The following is a 26,380-nucleotide window of genomic DNA, read 5'->3' on the forward strand; positions in this document are numbered from 1 at the left end:
GAAGGCGCTGGATCAAGCCCCCCTCAAAGAATCTGCGCCGTCACCGCAACGAAATGACAGACGCTGCCGCCGATCACGAACAGGTGCCAGATCGCGTGCGAGTAGGGGATCGATTCGCGGTGGTAGAAATAGGTGCCCAGCGTGTAGGACAGGCCGCCGGCAAGCAGCCAGCCCAGCGTCCAGCCATCGATCGAGGCCCACATCGGCTTGATCGCCACCATCACCATCCAGCCCATTGCGATGTAGATGATCGTCGACAACAGCTTGAAGCGGCCGGTGAAGAACAGTTTGAAGATCACCCCGGCAAAGGCCAGCGCCCAGATCGCGGTGAACATGCCCCAGCCCCACGGACCGCCACGCAGCCCGATCAGGGTGAACGGCGTGTACGTGCCGGCGATCAGCAGGTAGATCGCGCAATGGTCGAACACCTTCAGGCGACCCTTGACGACCGGGTGCTGGACCGCGTGGTACAGGGTGGAGGCGGTGTACAACAGCAGCAGCGCTACCCCGAACACGATTGCGCTGGCCAACTGCCAGCCATCGCCGTAGATCGCGGCCAAGGTGATCAGCACCGCACTGGCGGCGAGCGCGGCCACCGCGCCGAGCCCGTGGGTCAGCGCGCTGGCGATTTCTTCACGTACCGAAGCAACTGTAGTCATGGCGATCGACAATGCGGGGAGGGGGGGACCCGCTCCCCCCTATCATCGCCGCGTTGGCGCGCGCATGCACGCGCGCCTGTTCAGTCGCCGTGTCAGGACACCGAAATACTGTGTGCCGCTTCGCGCGTGGCGGCGAAGCGCACATCCGGCGCGCGTTCCTGCGCCAGCTGCAGGTTGACCCGCGTCGGCGCCAGGTACACCAGGTGCCCGGCGGCGTCGATGCTGAGGTTGCCCGCGTTCTTCTCGCGGAATTCCTCCAGCTTCTTCTCGTTGCTGCAGGTCACCCAGCGCGCGGTGGTGACGCTGACCGGCTCGAAGGTGGCTTCCACGCCGTACTCGTCCTTCAGGCGGTAGGCGGCCACGTCGAACTGCAGCACGCCGACTGCACCCAGGATCAGGTCGTTGCTCATCAGCGGGCGGAAGAACTGCGTGGCGCCTTCCTCGGACAGCTGGGCCAGGCCCTTCTGCAGCTGCTTGAGCTTGAGCGGATCACGCAGGCGCGCGCGGCGGAACAGCTCCGGGGCGAAGTTCGGGATCCCGGTGAAGCTGACGGCCTCGCCTTCGGTGAAGGTGTCGCCGATGGAGATGGTGCCGTGGTTGTGGATGCCGATCACATCGCCCGGCCACGCCTCGGCGGCGATCTCGCGATCGCTGGCCATGAAGGTCAGCGCGTTGGCCAGCTTCATTTCCTTGCCGGTACGCACGTGGAAGGTCTTCATGCCGGCCACGAAGCGGCCCGAGCAGACCCGCATGAAGGCCACGCGGTCACGGTGCTGCGGGTCCATGTTGGCCTGGATCTTGAACACGAAGCCGGTCAGCTTGGATTCTTCCGGGGCGATCACCCGGCCGGTGGTGGCACGGGCCTGCGGCGACGGCGCGTGCTCGACGAAGAAGTCCAGCAGCGGCTGCACGCCGAAATTGTTCACGCCCGAGCCGAAGAACACCGGGGTCTGCTTGCCGGCCAGGTAGGCCGCCAGGTCGAACGGGTGGCTGGCGCCCTGCACCAGCTCCAGCTCGTCGCGCAGGTCGGCCAGCATGCGCTCGCCGATCTTTTCGGCCAGGCCCGGCGAGTCGATCGACGGGAAGATGGTCGAATCCTGGCGGGTGAAGTTGCGGCCCTGTTCGTACAGGTGCACTTCGCCGCTGATCAGGTGGACCACGCCCTTCAGGCGCTGGCCCATGCCGATCGGCCAGGTCACCGGCGCGCACTGGATGCCGAGCACGCTCTCGACCTCGTCCAGCAGGTCGATCGGCTCCTTGCCCTCGCGGTCGAGCTTGTTGATGAAGGTCATGATCGGGGTGTCGCGCAGGCGGCACACTTCCATCAGCTTGATGGTGCGCTCTTCCACGCCCTTGGCCACGTCGATCACCATCAGCGCCGAGTCCACCGCGGTGAGCACGCGGTAGGTGTCCTCGCCGAAGTCGGCGTGGCCGGGGGTGTCGAGCAGGTTGACGATCTTGCCCTCGTAGGGGAACTGCATCACCGAGGAGGTGACCGAGATCCCGCGCTCCTTTTCCAGCGCCATCCAGTCGGACGTGGCGTGGCGGGCGGCCTTGCGGCCCTTCACCGAGCCGGCCATCTGGATCGCACCGCCGAACAGCAACAGCTTTTCGGTCAGCGTGGTCTTGCCGGCGTCAGGGTGGGAAATGATGGCGAAGGTGCGGCGGCGCGCGGCTTCGTTGGCGACTTCGGACATGGCGTGACGCGCCCGCCCGGGGCGCTTTTCTTGGAGATGAGCCGTCCAGTATAGCGGGGGCTGGGCGCAACCGGGGTCAGGGGGCGCCCGGCGCGCCGTCGCTGTCGCTCTCGCGGGCGAAGTGCAGCTCGCCCTGCGGGGCCACGATCCGCACCGGCACCGAACGCAGCTGCATGCCGCGATTGGCCTGGACCACGAAGTGCAGGTGCGGGGCCGTGCTGTAGCCGGTGTTGCCGGACAAGCCGATGCGCTGGCCGGCCTCGACCCGCTGGCCGCCGCGCACCAGCACGCCGTTGGCCTGCAGGTGGGCGTAGACGGCCATGCTGCCGTCCTCGTGCAGGACCCGGATGAAGTTGGCACGCTCGCGGTCGCGGCTCGGATCGCGGCCGTTTTCGTGGAAGTTGCCCTGCACCTGCATGACCCGGCCGGCGCGCGCGGCCAGGACCGGCGTGCCTTCGGCGAGGGCGAAGTCGACCGCGTCGCGGTTCTCGGCATCGGTGTGGCTGAAGCGCCCGCGCGGGGCCTGGGTGACCTGGAAGCGCCTGGCGTCGAACGGCAGCAGGTAGGCGACGTCCTGCGGGCTGGCGGCCGGGTCGCCGGGCACCGCATCCAGCAGCAGGTCCAGCCGCGGCACCTCGGCCGGGAGCTGCAGGCGCGAGACCACCACGCTGGCCGAGCCCGCCAGCACCGTCTGCAGCGGCAGGCCCGGCAGGGCGGCGGCGCCGGTCGGCTGGCGCAGCGCGACCTGGACCGGGCCGAACAGGTGGTTGTCCACCCGTGCCTGCCAGTGGCCGCCGCCGCCGTCGAGCCTGACCGTGGCGATGCCGGCACCGCTGCTGGTGGTCGACGCTGGCGCGTTGGTCTGCTCCACCAGGCCCCAGCCGGCCCGCCACGAAGGTGCGGACGGCGCGGCGGTGGCCAGGCCGGTGAGCGGAAACAGCATCAACAGCATGGCGTGGCGCATGAGCATGGCGTGGCGCATGGCGGGGATCCGATGAAGTGGGGCGACTGTACGCAACCGCTGCCGTTTACGAAAGCACCGGCGTTGCACTGGTAGGGGACTCTTTCACCGTCAACTCACCCACCACGGCTGAGACTGATGAAACCAGCGCGCCGAGGAGGGTGGTGATTCGGCCTGGTTCCCAGCTCGGTTTCGTACAAGTTGCATGGTGGTTGCCTGACCCAGGCTGGACCATCCCCTGCCGTTGGCCTGCGGCTCACATCCACTGCAGGGCGCTGTGACGCATTCCTTGCCTGATCCAGGGAGTGAACCATGACCACCGATGCCCGAACGTTGCTTTGCCTGCGCCCGTTGGCTGGCGCGATACTGCTGTGGTGTTCCGCCGCGGGGGCAGCGGCCGACAATCCGCAGGTAGCAAATCGCGTCCACCTCGACGTTCCGCCGGGCACTTACACCGCATCGACCGGTTCGGTATTCACGGCATTCGGCCAAGGGGGCTCGATCAGCGGCCGGGATTCCTTGCTGATGGCGACGGCTGAAGGCGGGGCCGGGCGCGGCATCACCGCATTCGGCGACGGCAGCCTGGTCGAGCTAGCCAACAGCCGCATCGTCGTTACCGGTTTTTCCGGCGTCGGGATAGATGCGCAGTTCGGCGGCGAGGTGCGCATTACGGGCACGCGGGTCGAGATCCAGAAGCGTGGCTCTGGCGTCACTATTTTTAACGACAGTATCGGCAGCCTGACCGACAGCAGCATCATCATGGAGGATGCAGGCGTTGCAATCTTGAATTCGGGTGCGCTTTCACTGCTCCGCACGTCAGTGGAGACCCGCGCGGTGGGCGCCGTCGGCCTGAGTGCCAATGGCACCTCCACCCGTGTCGTTGACAGCCAGCTGCGGACGACAGGCGATTCCGCGCCTGCCATTGATGCTGCGGCAAACATCTCTGTCCAGATCAGCGGCAGCACGCTGCAGACGGCAGGCGATCGCAGCTACGGTATCAGCGTCCGCTCGGGAGCCACTGTGGACATCACCGGCGGAACGATAACGACCACCGGCAATGATGCATCCGGCATCCAGATGCTGGTTTTCAATCCAACGCTGAGCACGCTGCGCCTGGAGGGGGTCGGCATCCGGACCTCCGGGCAGCGCTCGTCCGGTATCCAGCTCAACAACGCGGCCCAGCTGACGATGATCGGCGGCAGCATCGACAGCGTCGGCTCGGCCGTGGTTGCCGCTGACGACAGCGCCCTGTTCACCGGCGCGCGATTGGCGTCCTCCGGCGACGGGGCCTCCGCCCTGCGCATGACCACGGCAGGCGGCGCATTCCAGCTCATCGATACCCAGGTGCAGGCCTCCGGCGTGGGCAGCTGGGCGGCGGACGTGGCCGGCACGTTCAGCCTGGCTGGCGGCAGCCTGGAAAGCGCGCAGTACGGTGCGTTCCGCAGCGCTGGCGGGAGTATCACGCTCTCGGCAGGCGCAAGGGCGAGCGGTGGCAACGGGCACCTGTTCGACCAGGCCACCGCGACCCCCACCACGCTGACGATGGACGGTGGGGTACAGGCAACCGGGGGTATCGGTTTTGTGCCCGGCCTGCCGGCCGGCACGTTCGCAGCGGCCACCACGGTGGCGCTTGCCAACGATTCGGTCTGGACCGGTGCTACGACCGGCACTGTCGCCCAGTTGTCGATCGCCAGCGGTAGCCGTTGGCGACTCACCGACAGTTCGGACGTGCAGGCGCTGCACCTCGACGGCGGCACGGTCGCGTTCTCCGCGCCGGTGGCCGACGACTTCAAGACGCTACGCGTGGATGGCGATCTGACCGGTGCCGGTACCTTCGCGATCAACGCCCGGCTCGGCGCCGACGGTGCGCCGCGTGACCTGCTGCATGTGGTGGGCGATACCCGCGGCGCGTTCGGTCTGCAGGTCGACAACGCGGGCGGGGCCGGCGGTCTCACTGCCGAGGGCATCCGTGTGGTCCAGGTGGATGGTGCATCCGAGGGTCGCTTTGCCCTGGCCGGTCGCGCCGTCGGGGGGGCGTATGAGTACTTCCTGTTCAAGGGCCGGCCGACTGTCGCCGACGGCAACTGGTACCTGCGTTCGGAGTTCGTACCGTCGCCGCCCGACCCCTGCGACAGCGATCCAGCCGGACCGGGCTGCACCCCGCCGCCCGATCCGGCCCCCTGCGATGCCAACCCGGCGCTGCCGGGTTGCCCGCCACCGACCGACCCCTGCCTGGCCGATCCGGCGCTGCCGGCGTGCCGGCCCCCGCCGCCGATCTGCGAGCAGGACCCGACCCTGCCGGCGTGCCGGCCAACGCCGATCTACCGCCCGGAACTGGCCGCCTACCTGGCCAACACGACGGCGGCGATCGAGCTGTTCCAGTACTCGCTGCATGCGCAGACCGGCGCTGGGACCGGTCGCACCAACGGCGCGCTTGATCGTGGAGTCTGGTTGCGGGTGGGCGGCCAGCAGGGCCGGTTGCCAAGGCAGGCGGACCAATTGTCGGCGTCGCTGGAACGCTCGGTGGTGAGTATCGGGTCGGACCTGTGGACGCGGGCCGACGGCCGGGCGGCATGGGGCGCGATGGCGGCGCACGGCGTGGCCACGGCCAGCACGGTCTCGCTGCTGACCGGCTACACCGCGCGCGGGCATGTGCAGGGCGTGGCGGTGGGACTGTATGGCCTGTGGGAGCAGGGCAGCGTGGATGGCACTGGCGCCTTCGCCGATGGCTGGATACAGGTGGGCCGCTACCGCAACCGCGTGAATGGCGAAGACGCGGCGCCCGAACGCTACGACACCCGGACCTGGGCCGGATCGCTGGAAGGCGGCTACCGCTGGCACCTCGCGGCCTCCGACACCCGCGCGCTGCTGCTGGAGCCACGTTTCCAGGCCACCTACACCCGTCTGCGCGGCCACGACCATGGCGAAGCGAACGGAACGATCATCGGCGGACTGGACCAGGCGGTGTGGGGGGGAGAGGTCGGACTTCGGCTGGCATGGCTGGATACCGCCGGACCGATGCGCGTGCAGCCATTCATCGGCGTGAATGCCCTGCGCGAGAGCCGTGCCGCCGCGCTGACGCTGGATCAGATTGGCTTTGCCACGGCGCGGCCCCAGAACCGGTACGAGGTCCAGATGGGATTCGAGCTGGCCCTCGCTTCGGGTTGGAGCGGTGCCGGCCAGGTGTCGCTGCAGCGCGGTGCCGACGGTTTCCGGCAGCAGTCCGGTGAACTGGGGCTGCGCTACCGCTGGTAGCGGCGAAGGGCGCGCGCGGCTGATGACAAAAAACTATATCGCTTCATCCAGATGAAACGATTGACATGCGCGAAAAGGGCTGGCATCGTGGCTCCACCATCGAGACCGGCAGAGGGACAGGCCCTTTGAAGCCGGGGCAGCCCGCAGACGCGCAAGCGACCTGCGTAGGTGCCAAATCCTGCGGAGACCGTTGGCGTCTTCCGAAAGATGGTTCGACCCGTGCACCGTGCGTGCACCTCGAACGCGAGCTCCGCGAAAGCTCGATGGCCGTTTTCCTACTTTGGATACCGCCATGGGTTTCGCCACCGCTACCGCTGTTGCCACCGACGCCTTCGCCCCGATCAGCGTCCCGCTCGACGCCCACCCGCACGCCGTGCGCGGCGAGATCGCCGCGGTGCTGTCGATGCGCCACGCCGGGGTGCGCCCGGTGCGCCTGCGTTATGAGCTGGTCGGCCGTGCCGGCGCGCCGGTGGTGGTCCTTGCCGGTGGCATCTCCGCCCACCGCCACGTGGCCGCCAACGTGGACTTCCCCGAAAAGGGCTGGGCCGACGGGCTGGTTGCCCCGGGTCGCGCGCTGGACCCGGCGTCGCTGCGCGTGCTGGCGTTCGACTTCATCGGCGCCGACGGGGCGCTGGACGTGCCGATCGACACTGCCGACCAGGCCGATGCGCTGGCCCTGCTGCTCGACCATCTCGGCATCGCCCAGCTGCAGTGCTTCGTCGGCTATTCCTACGGCGCACTGGTGGGCCAGCAGTTCGCCATCCGCCATCGCCAGCGCCTGCTGAAGCTGGTCGCCGTCAGCGGCGCGCACCGCCCGCATCCGTATGCCGCCGCCTGGCGCGCGCTGCAGCGGCGTGCGGTGGCGCTGGGCCAGCTGCAGTGCGCCGAAAGCCATGGGCTGGCGCTGGCCCGCCAGTTCGCGATGCTCAGCTACCGCACCCCGGAGGAGTTCGGCGAACGTTTCGATGCGCCGCCGGAACTGGTCAACGGCCGCGTGCGCGTGGCCGCCGAGGACTATCTGGACGCGGCCGGCGCGCAGTACGTGGCGCGCACCGCAGTGGATGCGTACCTGCGGCTGTCCGAATCGATCGACCTGCACCGCGTCGACCCCGCCGCGCTGCTCGTGCCCACCGTGGTGGTCGCCGTGGAAGGCGATCGCCTGGTGCCGCTGGCCGACTGCGTCGGCCTGGTTGAAGGGCTGGGCCCGCGCGGCAGCCTGCGCGTGCTGCGCTCGCCCTATGGCCACGACGCCTTCCTCAAAGAAACCGATCGCATCGACGCGATCCTCGCCACCGCCATCCGTTCCCTGGGAGAAACCGCATGAGCCAGTCCACCGGTACCGAGCCGACCTGTAGCCGCGTCACCGCCGCCGTGCGTGCCGGCATCGACCGCGACACCGCCCACGGCGCGGTGACCCCGCCGATCGTGCTGTCCTCCAACTTCAGCTTCGATGGCTTCGGCAACAAGCGCCAGTACGACTACACGCGCAGCGGCAACCCGACCCGCGACCTGCTGGGCGAGGCCCTGGCCGAGCTGGAAGGCGGCGCGGGCGGGGTGATCACCTCCACCGGCATGGGCGCGATCAACCTGGTGCTCAATGCGCTGCTGCAGCCGGGCGACACCCTCGTGGTGCCGCACGACGCCTACGGCGGCAGCTGGCGGCTGTTCAACGCGCTGGCGAAGAAGGGCCACTTCGGCCTGATCACCGCCGACCTGACCGACCCGCGCTCGCTGGCCGACGCGCTGGCGCAGTCGCCGACGCTGGTGCTGATCGAGACCCCGTCCAACCCGCTGCTGCGCATCACCGACCTGCGTTTCGTCATCGATGCCGCGCACAGGGCCGGGGCCAAGGTGGTGGTGGACAACACCTTCCTGTCGCCGGCCTTGCAGCAGCCGATCGCCTTCGGCGCGGACGTGGTGCTGCATTCGACCACCAAGTACATCAACGGCCACAGCGACGTGGTCGGCGGCGCGGTGATCGCACGCGATCCGGCGGTGCACGAGCAGCTGGTGTGGTGGGCCAACGCCCTGGGCCTGACCGGCTCGCCGTTCGATGCCTTCCTGACCCTGCGTGGCCTGCGCACGCTGGGCGCGCGCCTGCGTGCGCACCAGGAGAACACCGCCGAGGTGGTCGACCTGCTGGTGGCCAGCGACGCGGTCGCCAAGGTGTATTACCCGGGCCTGGCCGACCATCCCGGGCACGCGATCGCGGCGCGCCAGCAGGACGGCTTCGGCGCGATGCTGTCCTTCGAGCTGGCCTCGTGCCCGGGCGATGACCCGCACGCGGCGGTGCGCGCCTTCGTCGATGGCCTGCGCTGTTTCACCCTGGCCGAGTCGCTGGGTGGGGTGGAGAGCCTGGTCGCGCATCCGGCCACCATGACCCACGCGGCGATGACCCCCGAAGCGCGCACGCACGCCGGCATCAGCGACGGCCTGCTGCGGTTGTCGGTGGGGATCGAGGCGGCCGAGGACCTGGTTGCCGACCTGCGGGCCGGGCTGGAGCGCGCGCAGGCGGTGATCGACCTGCACGCCAAGGCGGCGCTGCGCAAACAGGTGGATGCATGAGCGCGGTGCTGGACCTGCATCCGCCTGCCGCGCGCGGGCGGCGGCTGGCGCTGCTCGGCACCGGCACGGTCGGCACCGCCTTCGTGCAGCGCTACCAGTCGCTGCAGGCGCGTGGCCTGCTGCTGCCCGCGTTCTCCTGGCTGGCCAATTCACGCACGGCGCGCGCCTGCGAACAGGCCCCCGAGCACGAACTGCAGCAGGCCAACCTGGCCACGCGCGGGGCGCCGGCCCTGCAGCCGTGGGCCGAGGCGGAAGGCCTGCAGCGCGGCGACGTGGTCGTGGATGCGACCGCCAGCGACGAGGTGGCCCACTGGCACGAACACTGGCTGGCGCGCGGCGTGCACGTGGTCACCGCCAACAAGCTGGGGCGCGGCGCGCAACTGGCGCGCGCGCAGGCGATCGCCGACAGTGGCCACGGCGGCGCGGCGCATTACGGCGACAGCGCCACCGTGGGCGCGGGGCTGCCATTGCTGAGCAGCCTGCGTTCGCTGGTGGCCGGTGGCGACCGCATCCATCGCGTGGAAGGCGTGCTGTCCGGGTCGTTGGCCTGGCTGTTCCACCACTACGATGGGCAGCGGGCGTTTTCCGCGTGGGTGCGCGAGGCCGCAACGGCGGGCTACACCGAGCCGGACCCGCGCGTGGACCTGTCCGGCGAGGACGTCCGCCGCAAGCTGCTGATCCTCGCGCGGGCCAGCGGCATCGCGCTGCGTGCCGAGCAGGTGCAGGTGGATTCGCTGGTGCCGGCGGCGCTGGCGCAGCTGGCGCCAGCCGATGCGCTGGCGCAGCTGTCGCTGCTGGACGCGCCGTTGCAGCAGGCCTGGCAGCAGGCACGCGGGCAGGGCGGCTGCCTGCGCTTCGTTGGTGGTTTCGACCATGACGGTGCCTCGGTGGGCCTGCGCATCCTGCCGCAGGACCACCCCCTGGCCGGCGGCGCACAGACCGACAACCGCGTCGCCATCCACAGCGATCGCTACCAGGCCCAGCCGCTGCTGATCCAGGGCCCGGGGGCCGGCGCCGACGTCACCGCGGCAGCACTGCTGGATGACGTGCTGGCGATCGTGCGTCGATAGACAATGTGTCGCTGGTGGCAGGTAGAACCGAGCCACGCTCGGCTGCCGTTAGCGCGATGGACGCCCTCACGGGCAGGTAGAGCCGAGCCAAGCTCGGCTGCCGTTCGCGCGATAGACGACCGCACCGACAGGTAGAGCCGAGCCACGCTCGGCTGCCGTTCGCACGATGGCCGACCTCACAAGCAGGTAGAGCCGAGCCACGCTCGGCTGCCGTTAGCGGGATAGACGACCGCATCGACGGGTAGAGCCGAGCCACGCTCGGCTGCCGTTCGCGCGATAGACGACCGCATCGACGGGTAGAGCCGAGCCACGCTCGGCTGCCGTTCGCGCGATAGACGACCGCATCGACAGGTAGAGCCGAGCCACGCTCGGCTGCCGTTCGCACGATAGACGACCGCACCGACAGGTAGAGCCGAGCCACGCTCGGCTGCCGTTCGCGCGATAGACGACCACACCGACGGCGCCAGAGATGCAGCCGAGCATGGCTCGGCTCTACCGGTGGGCGTCCTTCAGCGCCTTCAGCAACGCTGCGTTGAATCGCTTCGGGTCCTGCACCTGCGGCGAGTGGCCCAGATCGTCGAAGCTCACCAGCGTGGCCCCGGGGATGGCGGCGGCCGCCGCCTTGCCCAGCGCTGGATAATCGCCCAGCGTGGCCTTCAACGCGGGAGGGGCGAGGTCGCGGCCGATCGCGGTGCGGTCGGTCTGGCCGATGAACAGGGTGGTCGGAACGGTGATCCGCGGCAGTTCGTAGACCACCGGCTGGTTGAACACCATGTCCGAGGTAAGCGCCTGGCTCCAGGCCACGGCCTGCTTGCCCGGGCCGTCGTACATGCGTGACTGCATGCTTACCCACTGCGCGTACGCGGGCTTCCATTGGCCGTTGTAGTACACCTCGAGCTGGTACTTTTTGATGCTGTCGAAGCTGGTCTTCAATTCGCCGGCATACCAGGCATCCACGCTGCGCCACGGCACGCCCTTGGCCTTCCAGTCTTCCAGCCCGATCGGGTTGACCAGCGCCAGGTGGCGCAGCTGCTGCGGGTACATCAGCGCATAGCGCGCGGCGAGCATGCCGCCCATCGAATGGCCGACCAGGTCGACCGTCGCCGCGTCCAGGCCGAGGTGGGCGAGCAGGGCGTGGGTGTTGGCGGCGAGCTGGCCAAACGAATACTGGTAGCGCTCGGGCTTGCTGGATTTGCAGAAGCCGATCTGGTCCGGGGCGATCACCCGGTAGCCGGCGGCGGTGAGCGCGGCGATGCTGTCCTTCCAGGTGGCCGCGCAGAAATTCTTGCCGTGCAGCAGGACCACGGTGCCGATCGGTGTGCCGCGCGGGGCAACGTCCAGATAGGCCATCTCCAATGGCTGGCGCTGCGATTCGAACGCGAAGATCTTGACCGGGTAGGGGTAGTCGAAGCCTTCCAGGCGCGGGCCGTAGGTGTCGGCGGCGAGGGAAGTCAGCGGCAGGCAGGCGAGCAGGGCGGCGGCCAGGATGCGCATGGCGGTCTCCGGAGGGGGAAGCCCGACTTTACTCGAGCCGCCGCGATGACGCTGCCGCGTAGAGCCGACCGTTGGTCGGCTGCATTTCCCCGCGATGGTGGAGCAGCCGACCAACGGTCGGCTCTACGTGGCGATTCGAGCAGCCGACCGGCGGTCGGCTCTACCCGGGGATCCGAGCAGCCAACCAACGGTCGGCTCTACCGGGGGCGGCTCAGCACTCGATGACGTTGACCGCGAGGCCGCCGCGGCTGGTTTCCTTGTACTTGTCCTGCATGTCGCGGCCGGTGTCGCGCATGGTCTTGATGACCTTGTCCAGCGAGACCTTGTGCTTGCCGTCGCCGCGCATGGCCATGCGCGAGGCGTTGATCGCCTTGACCGCGCCCATCGCATTGCGCTCGATGCAGGGGATCTGCACCAGCCCACCGATCGGGTCGCAGGTAAGGCCGAGGTTGTGTTCCATGCCGATCTCGGCGGCATTCTCGATCTGGCTGGGGTTGCCGCCCAGCGCGGCCACCAGGCCACCGGCGGCCATCGAGCAGGCCACGCCCACTTCGCCCTGGCAGCCGACTTCGGCGCCGGAGATGGAGGCGTTTTCCTTGTACAGGATGCCGATCGCCGCCGAGGTCAGCAGGAAGTCGAAGATGCGTTGTTCGTTGGCGCCGGGGCAGAATCGGTCGAAGTAATGCAGCACCGCCGGCAGTACGCCGGCCGCACCGTTGGTCGGCGCAGTGACCACGCGGCCACCGGCGGCGTTTTCTTCATTGACCGCCAGGGCGTACAGGTTCACCCAGTCCAGCGTGGTCAGCGGGTCGCGCATGCCCGCTTCCGGCTTGGACGACAGCTCGCGGTACAACGCCGGTGCGCGACGCGACACATGCAGGCCGCCGGGCAGGGTGCCTTCCTGGCGGATGCCGCGGGCCACGCAGGCCTGCATCGCGCCCCAGATCTCGCGCAACTGCTCGCGGATCTCGTCTTCGCTGCGCCAGCACTTCTCGTTCTCGAACATCATCTGGGCGATGCTCAGCCCGCTGCGCGCGGTCTGCGCGAGCAGTTCGTCGCCGCTCTTGAACGGATACGGCAAGGGGGTTTCATCGGGGACGATGCGGTCGTCGGCGGCATCGTCCTGGTTGACCACGAAGCCGCCGCCCACCGAGTAGTAGTCGCGGGTGGCGATCACCTGTTCGTCGGCGTCATAGGCGGTGAAGCGCATGCCGTTGGTGTGGTAGGGCAGCTTCTGGCGCTTGTTCAGCCCCAGGTCGCGCTTCTCGTCGAAGGCGATTTCGTGGGTGCCCATCAGGCGGATGCGCTTGCTGCCGCGGATGCGGTCCAGCGTTTCGGGGATGATGTCGGGGTCGATCAGGTTCGGGCGCTGGCCTTCCAGGCCGAGCAGCACGGCCTTGTCGGTGCCATGGCCGCGCCCGGTCAGTGCGAGCGAGCCATACACGTCGGCACGGATGCGCACCACGTCCTGCAGCCTGCCCGGGTCCAGCAACCAGCGGTGCACGAAGCGTTCGGCAGCCTTCATTGGTCCCACGGTATGCGAGGAGCTCGGGCCAATGCCGATCTTGAAAACGTCGAACGTGCTGACAGCCATGATTGCCAAACTGCGGGTATCGGATGGAGCGCTATTCTATGCTGTCGCAGGCGCCGACCTTGATTGCGGCGCAACATTTCCCAAGGCGGGTGGGCCGGTGTTTACCTTGTTCCAGCGTGATGACTGCCATCTGTGCGACCAGGCCCTGGCGGTGCTGGCACAGGCCCGCGTGCCCGGACTGGACAGTGTGTTCATCGATGACGAGCCGGCCCTGGAGGCCCGCTACGGCCTGCGCGTGCCGGTGCTGCGGGACGCGCAGGGGCGCGAGCTGGACTGGCCGTTCGACGTGAAGACGTTGCAGGCCTGGACCGGAATGAACGCGTAGAGCCGACCGTTGGTCGGCTGCCCTGAAACCCGGGCTGCCCTGAAACCCGGGCTGCCCTGAAACCCCGCCTGCCTTGACCGCCCCGGCTGTTTGACCGCTTTGCCTGCCCCGGCTGCCGTGACGGCGCGAGGAGCGAGGGCAGCCGACCAACGGTCGGCTCTACGGGGTTGGATCCTCTTTACGCAGCGCCGGCCAGCGGCCGGCGCATCCCGTCTTACTTCGCTTTCAGCACGACCTTGGTGCTGATCGCGGTTTCGTTGGGGATGGTCTTGGTGTCGGTCCAGTCGCCGCCGCCCACGCCGAAGTCCAGACGCTTGACCGTGGCCTTGCCGCTCAGCACCGGCTGCGCGCCCGGGGTCCAGGTGAAGGTAAGCGTGACCGGCTTGCTCACCCCGCGCAGTTCCAGCGTGCCGTCGGCGGCGTACTGGTTGTTGCCCAGCGAGCGGAAGGTGGTGGCGCTGTACTTGGCCTGGGCAAACTTGCCGACGTTGAAGAAGTCCGGCCCCTGCAGGGTGGAATCACGGTCGCTGTTGCCGCTCTTGGCGCCGGCCAGCGGGATGGTCACGTCCAGCCGGGAACCGTCCAGCTTGGCCGGGTCGAAGCTGAGCTTGGTGTCGAAGCCGGGGAAGGTGCCGGTGAACACTTCACCGTCGTACTTGGTGGCAAACACCAGCACCGAGCCGGGAGCCTGCACGTAGTCGGCGGCCAGCACCGGTGCGGTGGCCATCAGCCCGGCAAGGGCGGCGGCGACGGCCGCGGGAGTGGTGAGCTTGATGTTCATGGTCAATCCTTCTGGGGGGAGGCAAGCCAGCCCTGCGGCAGCATGCGCGCAAGGGTGGCATCGCGTTGGTAAAAATGGTGGTAAAGCGCGGCGCCGGCATGCGCCAGCACCACGGCGATCAGCAGCCAGAAGCCCCATTCGTGGATGGCGTGGGAGACCTGGGTCAGGCCCGGGTCCGGCCCACTGAGCTTGGGCACGTCGACCAGGCCGAACCAGCGGAACGGGCGCAGCCCGCTGGCCGAGTCGTACAGCCAGCCCGACAGCGGGATGGCGAACATCAACACGTACAGCAGCCAATGCGTGGCCGATGCGATGCGCTCCTGCCAGGTCGGCGTGCCGGGCACCGGCTGCGGTGCCCCGGCGTACAGCCGCCAGCCGAGCCGGGCCGCCACCAGCACCAGCACGGTGATGCCCACCGACTTGTGCAGGGTGTAGATCCAGAAGTACTTCGGCGTCTTGGGGAACTCACCCATGGTCAGCCCGAGGATGCCCATGGCAAGGATCAGCAGGGCGATCAACCAGTGCAGGGTCTGGCTGACGCCTCCCCAACGGGTCGCGGTGTTCAGGGCTGTCATGGCGTGGTCTCCTGGACCGGCGGTGGGGATGGGGCGTTGGAGGGGGACTGCGGCGATGGAGTTCCCTCGGCATCGACCGGCGGTGTGTCCTGCGGATCAGCGGCAGAGCGGTCACGCACGGCCTCGGCCTCGATGCGCAGGTCCACCGCGTCGCCGATCATCGACGGCCAGCCCGCCACGCCGAAGGCGCTGCGGCTGAGCGTGGCGGTGGCGGAAAACCCGGCGGTGCGGCGGAACGGCGGCAGTGGATGGCGCTTGAGTGCATTGAGGGTGACCGCCAGGGTGACTTCGCGGGTCACGCCATGCAGGGTGAGCTGGCCGACGACGTTGGCGTGCCCGGCATCGATCGGTTCCACCCGGGTGGACACGAAACGCGCCTCGGGGAAACGTTCGCCATCGAGCAGGTTGCGCGCCAGGGTAGCGGTGTTCCACTTCGCATCGCCCAGGTCCAGGCGCTGGATCGGGACGGTCACGTTGAGCGTGGCCGAGGCCCAGTCCTGCGGGTCGAACACCAGCACGCCTTCGCTGCCCGACACGGTGCCCAGCGCATGCGAGAAGCCGGCATGCTCCACCGCGAACAGCACGCGGGTATGCACCGGATCGAGCCGGTAGGAATCGGGCGCGGCCAGCGCCGCCAGCGGGGTGGCGCACAGCAGCAGGGCAAGGGTCAGGCGCTGGATCACGGGCCGGGCTCCATGGAGGTCTGGGCCGATCATACGCACAGCGCCGTCATGCCCAGCAGTGCCATGGCTGCAACAGATCGTGGTGGGCCCGGAAACAGCGCTGCATGCGGTGCGGCGTGGTGCGGGCCGCGATCACAACGAGGTGTTCCAGCGGTGTCGGCATCGGTGCGGGCGAGCTCCCGCGCCGCCCCCACGCGCCGGCCGCGCGGGCGCGCGCGCAGGCGCTGTGGGACAATCAGCCGCTACAGGGAGATCTGGATGGCGATGGGGACGCGTAGCGGGTGCGCGGGCATCGTGTTGCTGCTACTGGGCATGTGCACGGTACCGGCAGCGTCGTGGGCCGCGGGGACAACGGCAGGAACAGCGGTAGAGACGCCGCGCATGCGCCGGCTCGGTGCCGCCGAAGGCATGCCCTCGCGCATGGTGCTGGCATTGGCCCAGGACCGCCAGGGCTACGTCTGGGCCGCCACCGATGATGGCCTGGCGCGCGTGGACGGCGTCGGCCTGCGCGTGTGGCGGCATGACCCCGGCGATCCCGACTCGATTCCCGGCAACGAAGTCGAAACCCTGCTGGTGGACCCGCTGGACCGGGTCTGGGTGGGGGCCAACGGCGTCGGCCTGAGCATGCTGGGCCCGGGCCGCGAACGCTTCGAGCGCTTCCCCGACCTCAACGCGCGCTGCGACGGCCAGTTCTGGGCGCTGGCGTATGCGGCCAAGTCGCTGTGGATCGGCACCAACCGGCACGGCATCTGCCGCCGCGAGGAAGACGGCACGTTGGTGCAGTACCACGCCGACCCGGCCGACCCGGCCAGCCTGCCCGATGACACCATCTATACGCTGCTGGCCGACCCGCAGGGGCGGGTATGGGTGGGCACCGGCAGCGGCGTGGCGCGCTGGGACGGCAAGCGCTTTACCCGGATCGCGCCGGACCAGCTGGGCGGCAAGAGCGTGTTCCGGCTGACCCGCGAACCCGACGGCACGGTCTGGGCCGGCACCCAGGAGGGGCTGTTCCGGATCGACGCCGACGACAGCGTGCGCAAGGCGCCCTGGACCCTGAGCGCGGACGTGCGCGCGGCCACGGTGGTCCATGATCGCAACGGCGGCTACTGGCTGGGTACCGCCGATGGCCTGTACCGCGGCGACCAGGACACGGCTCACCTGTTGGCCGGCGATGCCGGCAGCGGCTTCCTCACCGCACGCAGCGGCGTGCTGGACATGCTGCAGGACCATGAAGGCGGCCTGTGGATCGCCATGCTCACCCAGGGCCTGGCCTACCTGCCACCGGACTGGAAGCGCTTCTCCACCTGGTACCAGCTCGACGGCAAGCCGCTGGACAGCGTGTACCTGCTCAGTGCCGCCGCGGCCGACAACACCTTCTACATCGCCGGCGCGCACGGCATCTACCAGTTGGACGCGCGCGGCACGCTGCGCCAGATCGCCGACGACACCCGCCTGGGCGTGGGCGCCAACTGGTCGCTGTTGCCGCGCGCCGATGGCGCGTTGTGGATCGGCCGTGCCGGTCGCCTGGGCCTGTACCAGCCGCGTACCGGGCAGCTGCGCGAGTGGAGGATCGGTGGCGGCTCGGATGTGCGCCAGCGCATCGACCTGATCCGCCAGGCGCCGAACGGCGAGCTGTGGCTGTCGATCATGAACTTCGGCATCCAGCGCCGCGATGCCGACGGCAAGGTGCTGGACACCATCCGTATCGACGAAGGGCGCGGACTGACCGAAAACCCGGTCGAACAGATGCTGTTCGACCCGCGTGGACAGCTCTGGATCATGGGGGACATGGGCCTGCTGCGGTGGAGCGAGGGACGCTTCGAGCAGGTCCCGGGCATCTCGCGCGGCAGCATCTTCGACATCGCCTGGGCCGGTCCCGACGAGCTCTGGCTGGCGCGCAACGGTGCATTGGAACGTTACCGCTGGGACGGCCTGAGCATGACCCTGCGCGAACGCGTCGGCGCGGCCGAGGGCCTGCCGGCGGTGTCGATGGGCGGGGTGGTGATCGGCCGCAAGGGGCAGGTGTGGGCGACCACGCCACGTGGGCTGGTGCGCTGGGACGGCCCCCAGCGCCGGTTGCGCATCTATGGCGAGCGCGATGGCCTGCCGGACGTGGAGTTCAGCGGTCGCCCGCCGGTGCGCGCGGCCAATGGCCGGGTACTGGCGGTCACCGCGACCGGGTTGGTCAGCTTCGATCCGGACGCGCCGGACCTGCCGATACCGCCCTCGCAGCTGGTGATCGACAACGTGCAGGTGCGTCGCGACGATGCGCAGGGGCAGCAGTCACTGCCGCCGGATGCGCCGATCGTGCTGGGCCCGCAGGACCGCGACCTGATCATCACCGCGCGCCTGCTGTCCTTCGCCAATCCGCAGGGCAACCGCTACCGCTACCGGGTCTCGGGGTACGACCAGAACTGGGTGATGCAGGCGGCCGACGGCGAGCGGATGCTGTCGCGGCTGCCATCGGGGCAGTACGCCATCGATGTGCAGGCGGCCACGCCGCAGGGGCAGTGGACGCCCGCGCGCACGCTCAGCGTGGAGGTGCTGCCGCCGTGGTGGCGCAGCGGCTGGGCGATCGTGGCCTACGTGCTGATGTGGCTGCTGCTGGTGGCCGCGCTGGCCTATGTGGCGCGGGTGCGCCTGCGCCGACGCCAGCAATGGCAGCTGACCGTGCACAAGCAACAGATCGCCGAGCAGGCCTCTCAGGCCAAGAGCCAGTTCCTGGCCACGCTCGGGCACGAAGTGCGCACGCCGATGACCGGCGTGCTGGGCATGAGCGAACTGCTGCTGGCCACGCCGCTGGACGAACTGCAGCGCGGCTATGCCGCCTCGATCCAGCATGCGGGCACCCACCTTCTGCGCCTGGTCAACGACGCGCTGGACCTGGCGCGCATCGAGGCGGGGCGGCTGGAGCTGGACATCCGTCCCTTCGACCTGATGTCGATGCTGGCCCAGGTGCAGGCCCTGATGGAGCCGATGGCGCATCACCGCGGGCTGGCCTTCGAGCGCAGCTTCGATCTGCCGGGGCCGGTGCAGGTGAGTGGCGATGAAATGCGCGTGCGCCAGATCCTGATGAACCTGCTCGGCAACGCGATCAAGTTCACCGAGCGCGGCCACGTCGGGCTGGGCGTCACCCTGCTCGAGGGCGGCCTGGGCGTGGCGTTCGAGGTCTCCGACACCGGGCCGGGCATCAACGCCGACCAGCAGCAGCGCTTGTTCCATCGTTTCGAACAGGCCGATGGCCCGCGCACCGCGTCGCGCTACGGCGGCAGCGGGCTGGGGCTGGCGATCTGCCAGGAACTGGCGGTGGCGATGGGCGGGCGGATTGCCATCGACAGTCGTCCCGGCCATGGCGCGCGCTTTACCGTGCAGTTGCCCTTGCCGTGGTCGCTGCACGGCAGCGCGGTGCCCGTTGATGCCCAGGACACCGCGCGGATCGCGTTGCCGCCGCTGCGGATACTGCTGGTGGAAGACGACCCCACCGTGGCCAAGGTGATTACCGGGCTGTTGCGGGCACGCGGCCATGAGGTGTTGCACGTGCTGCATGGGCTGGCGGCATTGTCCGAAGTGTCGGCCGGTCGTTTCGACGTGGGCCTGCTCGACCTGGACCTGCCGGCGCTGGATGGCATCGCCATCGCGGGGCAATTGCGTGCGATGGGCTACGAGCTGCCGTTGATCGCGGTCACGGCCCGCTCCGATGCCTATGCCGAGCAGCAGGTGCTGGAGAGCGGATTCGACGGGTTCCTGCGCAAGCCGGTCACCGGCGACCTGCTGGTCGATGCGATCGCCAAGGCGCGTGCACTGCGACAGGCCGACGCCTGAAACGGCACGGTCGCGCTGCAAAATAGGCGGCCTGTTTTGATCGGCTCGGTTCGATGTGAACTGGCGCTGGAAAAAGTGTGATCTGCCGCAGTTGCGGGCCGCCTCGCGCGGCGCGAACGCTTTATCGTCGCCCCGATGATTGTGATGGGGTGGATGTAGGTCGTGGCCTGGAAGGTGGCACGGGCGTGCGCAGGCGCGTTCCGGTTGGCAGTGCTGCTGGCCGCGGCGCCGTATGTGATGGCCTCGAACGTGCTCGACCTGCCGTGGCCGCGCCCGTTGGAACGCAGGGATGGCTTCACCGGGATCGGTGTCCGCGCGATGGCCGAAGATGCCACGGGCTATCTGTGGATGGCCGGCAGCGACGGACTGCTGCGGTTCGACGGACGCCGGGCACGGGTCTGGCGGCGCGAGGACGGTTTGATCGATGAGGCGCTGTACGCGCTGCACATCGATGCCCGCGACCGCCTGTGGCTGGGCACGGCGTCGCACGGGCTGGTGATGATGTCCGCCGACCGGCAGCGTTTCGAGCATCTGCCCGACCATGCACCGCGCGCGCTGCGCCACGGTGCCATCCGCGCGATCGCCAGCGATCACACCGGCGCGCTGTGGGTGATCGGTGCGGACCGCCAACTGTACCGGCGCCTGGCTGACGGCCTGGCGTGGCAGCCGGTGGCGGTGGACGCCGCGGCGGCGACCGCATTGGCCCGTGATCGCGATGGCGTCGTATGGGTGGGGACCGACCATGGCGCGCGCCGTCTGCGCGGTGGGCGCGCCGAGCGGATGGGCGCGCTCGCTGGTGCGGTCACCGCGCTGTGGGCCGATCCGCGCGGCGGCGTGCATGTGGCCAGCGCCGCGGGGTGGGCGCTGCTCGACGGCACCGGGCAGGCGCATCCGCAGCCGGTCCGCGGGCAGCCACTGCTGCGCAGCGAGGAGGGTGCGTTGTGGTTGCAGCAGGACACCGGGCTGGTTCTGCAGGAGGGCGTGCGCACCCAGGCGATTCCCCTGCGCCCCTTGCACGGTCCGCGCACCGACGGGGTGGAGATGCGCCAGGCCTTGCAGGATCGGCACGGCGATATCTGGTTGCTCAGCCGCGCCCATGGCCTCTGGCGCTTGCCGGCGCATTGGCGTGCATTCACCGCGCTGCCGAGCGCCGAAGATGGCCTGCCCGGCCTGCGCAGCCACTACGCGCTGGCCCTGGCCGGCGCCGCGGACGGGCGATTGTGGGTGGCCGGCAGCCAGGGGCGCCTGCAGCGGATCGACCTGCGCACCGGTGCCAGCAGCGATCACCTTGAATACGCGCACGCCGGTTTCAGTGCGACCGCGGTCGGCATGGCCGAAGACAGCCAACACCGGCTGTGGCTTGCCAGTGGCGGGCAGATGCTGCGCTACGACGCGGTGCGCAGGACCGTCCGGCGCTGGCCACTGGGCCTGGCACCCGGCAACGCGGCGTTGCAGCTGCAGGCCTGCGCCGACGGCAGCGTGTGGCTGGCCCATCCGATGCAGATCCAGCAGTGGTCCGCACAGGGCGTGCGCGAACGTGCGCAGTCGCCGCAGGCACTCGGCCTGGCCGCTGGCATGGCGACGCGGCAATTGCTGTGCGATCGCGAGGGCCGGTTGTGGGCCACCGACCGGGACGGGCTGAAGCTGTGGGACGCCACGCGCGGGCGCTTCAGCGCCGCCGAGCCGCCGGGGCCCGCGGTGGCGGCCGTCGCCGAAGCCGACGATGGCAGCCTGTGGCTCAGCCGGCAGGATGTGCTGGAGCGCTACCGCTGGGACGGCGATGCGTTGCAGCGCATCGATCGCATCGACGCGGCGGTCGGGTACCCGCAGGTGCGTGCAGAGGCGCTGGTGGTGGACGCCCGCGGGATCGTCTGGGCGGGCGCCGCGCGCGGCCTGGTCCGGCTCGATCCCGCGCACCGCCAGGTGCGTGTGCTGGGCAGCGCCGATGGCCTGCCCGCGCAGGAAATCCTTGGCCAACGGCTGGTTCGCCTGCGCAACGGGGTGCTGGCCGCCGCGGTGCGCGAGGGCGGGCTGCTGCTGCACGAGCCCGGCAGCATGCCGCAGCGCCCGGCGCCGCCCGCACTGGTGGTCAACGCGGTGCGGCTGCAGCGCAACGACACGGCCGTGAGCCTGCGCCCGGACAGCGAACCGATCCTGCTGGGCAGCGGCGATCGCAACATCCAGGTGGCGGTGAACCTGCTGGGGCGCGGCGATCCCGATCGCATCCAGTACCGCTTCCGCCTGCCCGGGCACGATTGCGACTGGATCGATACCGGCGCGGTCGCCCAGCGCATCTTCGACAGGCTGCCGGTCGGCGAGCATCGCCTGTTGATCCAGGCACGCCACGGCGAGGGGACTTGGTCGTCGGCGCACGTTGTGCTCGGGGTCGCCCCCGCGTGGTGGCAGACCCCTGCGGGCAGGCTGGGGCTGGTGGTGGCGGCGTTGCTGGTGCTGCTGGCAGGCGGGCGCGGGGTGCGCTGCCTGCTGCGGCGGCGGCAGCGGCGCGATGCCTTGCGGGGGCGCTACCGCAGCGCCGAACAGGCCTCGGCCGAGCGCACCCGCTTCCTTGGGCAACTGGGGCAGCGCATCCGTCTGCCGATGACCGCCGTGTCCGGTTGGAGCGCGTTGCTGCTCGACGGCCCGCTGTCGCCCCGGCAACGCGCGCAGGTGGACAGCCTGCACCAGGCGGGGCTGCACCTGGTACAGCTGGTGGACGACGCGCTTGACCTGGCCAGCATCGAAGCCGGGCGCGTGCACCTGCAGCCGGCGCCGTTCGTCCCGGCGCTGTTGTTGCAGGATCTGCACGCGCTGTTGCAGCCGGTGGCGCAGGCCAAGTCGCTGCGGCTGGAATGGCACAGCACGCTTGCCGCGGATTGCTGGCTGCACGGCGATGCGCGCCGGCTGCGGCAGATCCTGTTGAACCTGGTCGGCAATGCGCTCAAGTTCACCCGGCACGGGCGGGTCGAGGTCGCTGCGCGCCGCGGCGATGGCGGTGACGGGCTGGTGCTGGTGGTGACCGACACCGGGCCCGGAATGACGGCCGCCCAGCTGCAGCGCCTGTTCCAGCGTTTCGAGCAGGCCGACGGCGCGGCCACGCTGGCGCGCCACGGTGGCAGCGGCCTGGGGTTGGCGATCAGCCGCGAACTGGCGCAGGCGATGGGCGGTGACATCGAGGTTCACAGCCAACCCGGCAACGGCAGTTGCTTCCAGGTCTGGCTGCCGCTGGCAGACGCGCGTGCGCCGCTGCTGGCTGCTGCGGGTGAGACCGGCCCGGTGGTGGCCCTGCGGGTGCTGCTGCTGTGGCACGGGCCGACCGCGGAGGTCATCGCCGCGCTGCTGGCGGCGCAGGGGCTGGAGGTGAGCTGCCCGGACCTGCACGCAGGCGAGCGACCGCAATGGCAGGGCCCGCACTGGGACCTGGTGGTGGCCGACCCGGACCGGCGCATCGACGCCGCGCCGATCGGCGCGCTGCTGTCGCAACGGCTGCCGGGCGTGGCGCGGCTGGCGCTGACTGCACGCGCCGATACCGGTGCCGAGCGTGACGCCTTGGCCGCCGGATTCGATGCTTTCCTGCGGCTGCCACTGGAACGTCGCGCATTGCGCGCCGCGTTGATGCACTGCATGGCGTCGCGATGAACGCCCGCGTGTGCCGTCGTGCGGGATGGGGCTGGGTGCTGCTGCTGTTGGCCGCGCTGATCTGCGAAGGTGCGGCGCAACCGCTGGAAGCGGTGCGCTTCACCACGGCCGACGGCCTTCCGTCCAATGCAGTGCACCAGGTGGTGCAGGACCGCCACGGCTACCTGTGGTTCGCCACCGAGGATGGGCTGGCGCGCTTCGACGGACGCCACTTCCGTGTCTGGCAGCGTGAGCAGGGGCTGGCTGGCACGGTGCTGACCCGGCTTGCGCTGGATGCGCAGGACCGCCTGTGGATCGGCACCGCGCAGGGGGCGGTGATGCGCCTGTCCGCCGACCGCACGCGGATCGACCCGGTGGTCGGCGTGCGTGGCGCGGCGATCAGCGCGCTGCTGGCCGACGGCGACGGGGTGTGGTTTGGCGTGCGTGGCGGCGGGTTGTACCAGTGGCAGGCGCCGCACCGGCTGCGCCATTACCTGCCCACCCTGCGCGGTGATGGCGTGCCCGCTGGCGATGTGGAACACCTCCAGCCCCATCCTGCCGGCGGGGTCTGGGTCGGTACCAGCGGCGGGCTTGCCCTGTGGCGCGACGGCCGCTTCCGGCGCCCCGCGGCGCCAGGCCTGGCCACGGCGGCGATCACCGGGATGGCCGGTGATGCGGCCGGCACGCTGTGGATCAGCACTGCGACCGGACGATGGCGCAGCGAGGGCGACAGTGCGGTGCAGATCGTGGCGGGGCCCGCGGGGCCGCGCGTGTTGGGCATGGGCGCGGACGGCGCGCAGTGGCTGGCCGATGGGGGACGGGTGTGGCGGCAAGCGGGCGACGGCAGCGCAGTGGCAGAGGTCGGCCTGGCGGTGGTGGGACGCGAGGCACCGCCGCACCTGCAGAGCGTGTTCGAAGACCGCCAGGGAGGGGCGTGGTTGTTGGGGCGGTACCTGGGCGTGTGGCGGCTGCCGCCGCTCTGGCAGCACTTCCGCGCGCAACCGGCGCCGGCCCGGCGACAGGGCGTGGATGGCGTGATTGCCGCGGCCGGCAGGATCCGCGCTGAGCTGGCCTGTGAGGGCGGCCAACAATGGCGGCTCCATGGCGAGCGGCTGGAACGGCGCGTCGCCGGCGGGAACTGGCAGCGCGTACGCTGGCCCCTGGCGGGCAGTGCGGCCGAACACGGCGCGGTGTCGCTGCACTGCATGCCCGAGGGCGGCGTATGGCTGGGGGGCCGGCACGGCCTGCTGCGCTGGGACGGCGAGCGCCTGGTGAGCGTGGAGGGCGCGTCCGGGGAGGTCAACGCGCTGCACGTGGCTGCGGATGGCGCGCTGTGGGTCGCCGTGCCCGGTGCGCTGCAGCGCTACGCCTGGCACGACCAGGCATTGCAGCCCGGTCTACGGCTTGATCACCGCGATGGCGTGCCGGCCGGCCAGCTGCACGCCATCGCCACCGATGCCGCCGGCGTGGTGTGGGCAACCTCCGGCAGCGGCCTGTTGAGGATCGCGCCGGACCGCCGCGAGGTGCGTGCGTACTCGCGCGATGACGGCATTCCCGAGGCCGTGCTGCAGGCGGGCCTGCAGGCGCAGGGCACGCAGATGCTGGCGATCGGCCGCAACCGGGCCACGCTGGCCTTCGCACCGGACGCGCTGGAGCGTCCCGCCTCGCCACCCGCGCTGGTGATCGAACGCGTGCAGTTGCGGCGCGGTGGCCAGCGGATCAGCGTGCCGGTACTGCCACCGCTGCGCCTGCATGCCGATGACCGTGACATCCAGATCACCGCGCGGGTGTTGTCCGCGCAGCTGGACCCGCGCCAGCAGTATCGCTTCCGGCTGCGCGACGGCGCGCAGCGCTGGAGCCATACGCGCAGCCGCGGCACGATCGGTTTTCCGCAGCTTGCACCGGGCGCGCATGTGCTGCAGTACCAGCAGCGCGGCGGCGATGGGCACTGGTCGACGGTGCAGGAACTGCCGCTGCAGGTGCAGCGCACGGGCTGGCAGCATCCGCTGGTACACCTGCTGCGCGCGCTCGCGTTGATCGGGGTGTGCGGGGTGGCCGGCTGGCTGTGCCGGCGCGCGCTGGCCCAGGCACGGCGGCGGCGCACGGCGCTGCAGCGGCGACGCTGGGCCGAGCAGTCGGCGCAGGCCAAGGCACGCTACCTGGCAACCTTCGGGCATGAACTGCGCACGCCCCTGACCGGGGTGCTGGGGATGAGCGAACTGTTGCTGGCCGACGTACAGGACCGCGTGCAGGCGCAGCGTCTGCGGCGCATCCAGGAGGCGGCCCGCGCGTTGCTGGGGATCGTCGACCAGGCGTTGGACGATGCGCGCATCCAGGCCGGGCGATTGCCCTTGCAGTCCGCCCGCGTGGATCTGCTGGCAGTGCTGCAGGGCTGGCAGCGCTGGGCATGCGAGGCGTTGCCCGTGCAGGGTAGCGGCCTCACCCTGCAGGCGCACCTGCCGGGCCAGCGCTGGGTGCAGGCGGACCCGCACCGATTGCGGCAGTTGCTGGAGAGCGCGCTGCAGGCCGTGGTCGAGGCGTGGCGGGCCGGCCCGCTGATTGCGCGGGTCGCCTGGCTGCCCGGGCGGGCCGGCATCCTGCTGGAGATCCTGGCGCCGGTGCGCGCCGTGGCCCGGTCCGCTGGCGTGGTATCCGGCGCGGCCCTGGTGCGGGCGCAGGCCTGTGCCCGCGCGCAGCACGGCCACCTGCGGCTGCACGCGGTGCCGGGCGGCGGCGGACGGCTGGTGCTGAGCCTGCCGCTGGCCGCCGCCGATGCGGGCGACCGTGCCGACCGGGTCGACACAGGCCCCACGGGCGACGGCGCGTGCGAGGGCAGGGTGCTGCTGGTCGAGGACGATCCGCTGGTGGCCGAGGTCCACGCCGGGCTGCTGGCCGCGCGCGGGGTGCAGGTGGTCGTCGCCGCGCACGCGCTGGCCGGGCTGTCCGAGCTGGCCACGGCCGACGTCGACATGCTGCTGCTCGACCTGGACCTGCCGGGCATGGATGGCTGGCAACTGCTGCAGGTGCTCCAGGCGCAGCACTGCCAGGTGCCGGTCGTGGTGCTCACCGCCCGGGCCGACCCCGACCTGGCCGAGCGCGTGGCCACCGCCGGGGCGGTGGGCCTGCTGCACAAGCCCGCCGCTGGCGACGCGCTGCATGCCGTGGTGCGGCAGGTCCTGCGCCGCTGAGCGGATCGTCGCCACGCGGCGAACCGTTTACCATGCGGGCCTGGCCCCAGGCTTCGGCACGCCGCGTCCACGCGGCTTCGATCCGCTGGCGCGCCT

The 26,380-nt window shown here is 70.3% G+C and carries 16 protein-coding genes and 1 riboswitch; of the genes, 8 read left to right on the forward strand and 8 right to left on the reverse strand.

Annotated features, from left to right (window positions below):
• Positions 1-23 precede the first annotated feature (23 nt).
• From trhA to AC06FD_RS01510, 3 genes are all read right to left on the reverse strand, one after another.
• A complete protein-coding gene (trhA, locus tag AC06FD_RS01500; RefSeq protein ID WP_449335887.1) occupies positions 24-659 on the reverse strand; it encodes a PAQR family membrane homeostasis protein TrhA in 636 nt (211 codons plus the stop codon).
• Between the two features lie 92 nt (positions 660-751).
• On the reverse strand, positions 752-2,356 hold the full coding sequence (locus tag AC06FD_RS01505) for a peptide chain release factor 3 (RefSeq protein ID WP_259206237.1): 1,605 nt from the start codon (positions 2,354-2,356) through the stop codon (positions 752-754).
• Between the two features lie 76 nt (positions 2,357-2,432).
• Positions 2,433-3,338 carry a M23 family metallopeptidase gene (locus AC06FD_RS01510; RefSeq protein WP_478076818.1) on the reverse strand — a complete coding sequence of 302 codons (906 nt, stop codon included), beginning with the start codon at positions 3,336-3,338 and terminating at the stop codon, positions 2,433-2,435.
• Positions 3,339-3,629: 291 nt separating this feature from the next.
• Here AC06FD_RS01510 and AC06FD_RS01515 point away from each other — a divergent pair, with 291 nt between their 5' ends.
• The 4 genes from AC06FD_RS01515 (at position 3,630) to AC06FD_RS01530 (ending at position 10,207) form a co-directional block, all read left to right on the forward strand.
• Entirely contained in the window at positions 3,630-6,572 is a 2,943-nt protein-coding gene (locus AC06FD_RS01515) for an autotransporter family protein (RefSeq protein ID WP_478076819.1), read from the forward strand.
• A gap of 93 nt (positions 6,573-6,665) precedes the next feature.
• Positions 6,666-6,786, forward strand: a riboswitch (SAM riboswitch).
• Between the two features lie 78 nt (positions 6,787-6,864).
• Positions 6,865-7,896, forward strand: a complete 1,032-nt coding sequence (gene metX / locus AC06FD_RS01520; protein ID WP_259206235.1) for a homoserine O-succinyltransferase MetX — start codon at positions 6,865-6,867, stop codon at positions 7,894-7,896.
• Complete coding sequence (locus AC06FD_RS01525) at positions 7,893-9,137, forward strand: O-succinylhomoserine (thiol)-lyase (protein WP_478076820.1); 1,245 nt, start codon at positions 7,893-7,895, stop codon at positions 9,135-9,137. The genes metX and AC06FD_RS01525 overlap by 4 nt, the downstream gene beginning before the upstream one ends.
• Complete coding sequence (locus AC06FD_RS01530; RefSeq protein WP_478047218.1) at positions 9,134-10,207, forward strand: homoserine dehydrogenase family protein; 1,074 nt, start codon at positions 9,134-9,136, stop codon at positions 10,205-10,207. Before AC06FD_RS01525 ends, AC06FD_RS01530 begins: the two co-directional genes overlap by 4 nt.
• Before the next feature lie 492 nt (positions 10,208-10,699).
• Here AC06FD_RS01530 and AC06FD_RS01535 read toward each other — a convergent pair whose 3' ends face one another.
• Positions 10,700-11,701, reverse strand: a complete 1,002-nt coding sequence (locus AC06FD_RS01535; RefSeq protein ID WP_478076821.1) for an alpha/beta fold hydrolase — start codon at positions 11,699-11,701, stop codon at positions 10,700-10,702.
• Between the two features lie 211 nt (positions 11,702-11,912).
• Complete coding sequence (locus AC06FD_RS01540; RefSeq protein WP_259206231.1) at positions 11,913-13,295, reverse strand: L-serine ammonia-lyase; 1,383 nt, start codon at positions 13,293-13,295, stop codon at positions 11,913-11,915.
• A 97-nt stretch (positions 13,296-13,392) separates the two neighbouring features.
• Between AC06FD_RS01540 and AC06FD_RS01545 the strand changes: the two genes are divergently transcribed.
• On the forward strand, positions 13,393-13,620 hold the full coding sequence (locus AC06FD_RS01545) for a glutaredoxin family protein (protein ID WP_394161059.1): 228 nt from the start codon (positions 13,393-13,395) through the stop codon (positions 13,618-13,620).
• Positions 13,621-13,834: 214 nt separating this feature from the next.
• Here AC06FD_RS01545 and AC06FD_RS01550 read toward each other — a convergent pair whose 3' ends face one another.
• From AC06FD_RS01550 to AC06FD_RS01560, 3 genes are read right to left on the reverse strand one after another with little or no spacing between them, the layout of a single operon-like run.
• Complete coding sequence (locus AC06FD_RS01550) at positions 13,835-14,401, reverse strand: YceI family protein (protein ID WP_394161057.1); 567 nt, start codon at positions 14,399-14,401, stop codon at positions 13,835-13,837.
• A gap of 2 nt (positions 14,402-14,403) precedes the next feature.
• Positions 14,404-14,976: a cytochrome b gene (locus AC06FD_RS01555; protein ID WP_259206228.1), complete on the reverse strand. Its 573-nt coding sequence runs from the start codon at positions 14,974-14,976 to the stop codon at positions 14,404-14,406.
• Positions 14,973-15,692 (reverse strand): YceI family protein, encoded by a 720-nt coding sequence (locus AC06FD_RS01560; RefSeq protein ID WP_259206227.1) that lies wholly within the window; start codon positions 15,690-15,692, stop codon positions 14,973-14,975. The genes AC06FD_RS01555 and AC06FD_RS01560 overlap by 4 nt, the downstream gene beginning before the upstream one ends.
• A gap of 225 nt (positions 15,693-15,917) precedes the next feature.
• On the opposite strand from AC06FD_RS01560, the gene AC06FD_RS01565 reads away from it, so the two are divergent.
• The 3 genes from AC06FD_RS01565 (at position 15,918) to AC06FD_RS01575 (ending at position 26,284) form a co-directional block, all read left to right on the forward strand.
• Positions 15,918-19,481: a sensor histidine kinase gene (locus AC06FD_RS01565; protein ID WP_478076822.1), complete on the forward strand. Its 3,564-nt coding sequence runs from the start codon at positions 15,918-15,920 to the stop codon at positions 19,479-19,481.
• A gap of 162 nt (positions 19,482-19,643) precedes the next feature.
• Entirely contained in the window at positions 19,644-23,117 is a 3,474-nt protein-coding gene (locus tag AC06FD_RS01570) for a sensor histidine kinase (protein WP_478076823.1), read from the forward strand.
• Positions 23,114-26,284, forward strand: a complete 3,171-nt coding sequence (locus tag AC06FD_RS01575) for a hybrid sensor histidine kinase/response regulator (RefSeq protein WP_478076824.1) — start codon at positions 23,114-23,116, stop codon at positions 26,282-26,284. Before AC06FD_RS01570 ends, AC06FD_RS01575 begins: the two co-directional genes overlap by 4 nt.
• The last annotated feature ends 96 nt before the right edge of the window (positions 26,285-26,380 follow it).

This window comes from Stenotrophomonas sp. Steno-Z1 (assembly GCF_056393175.1).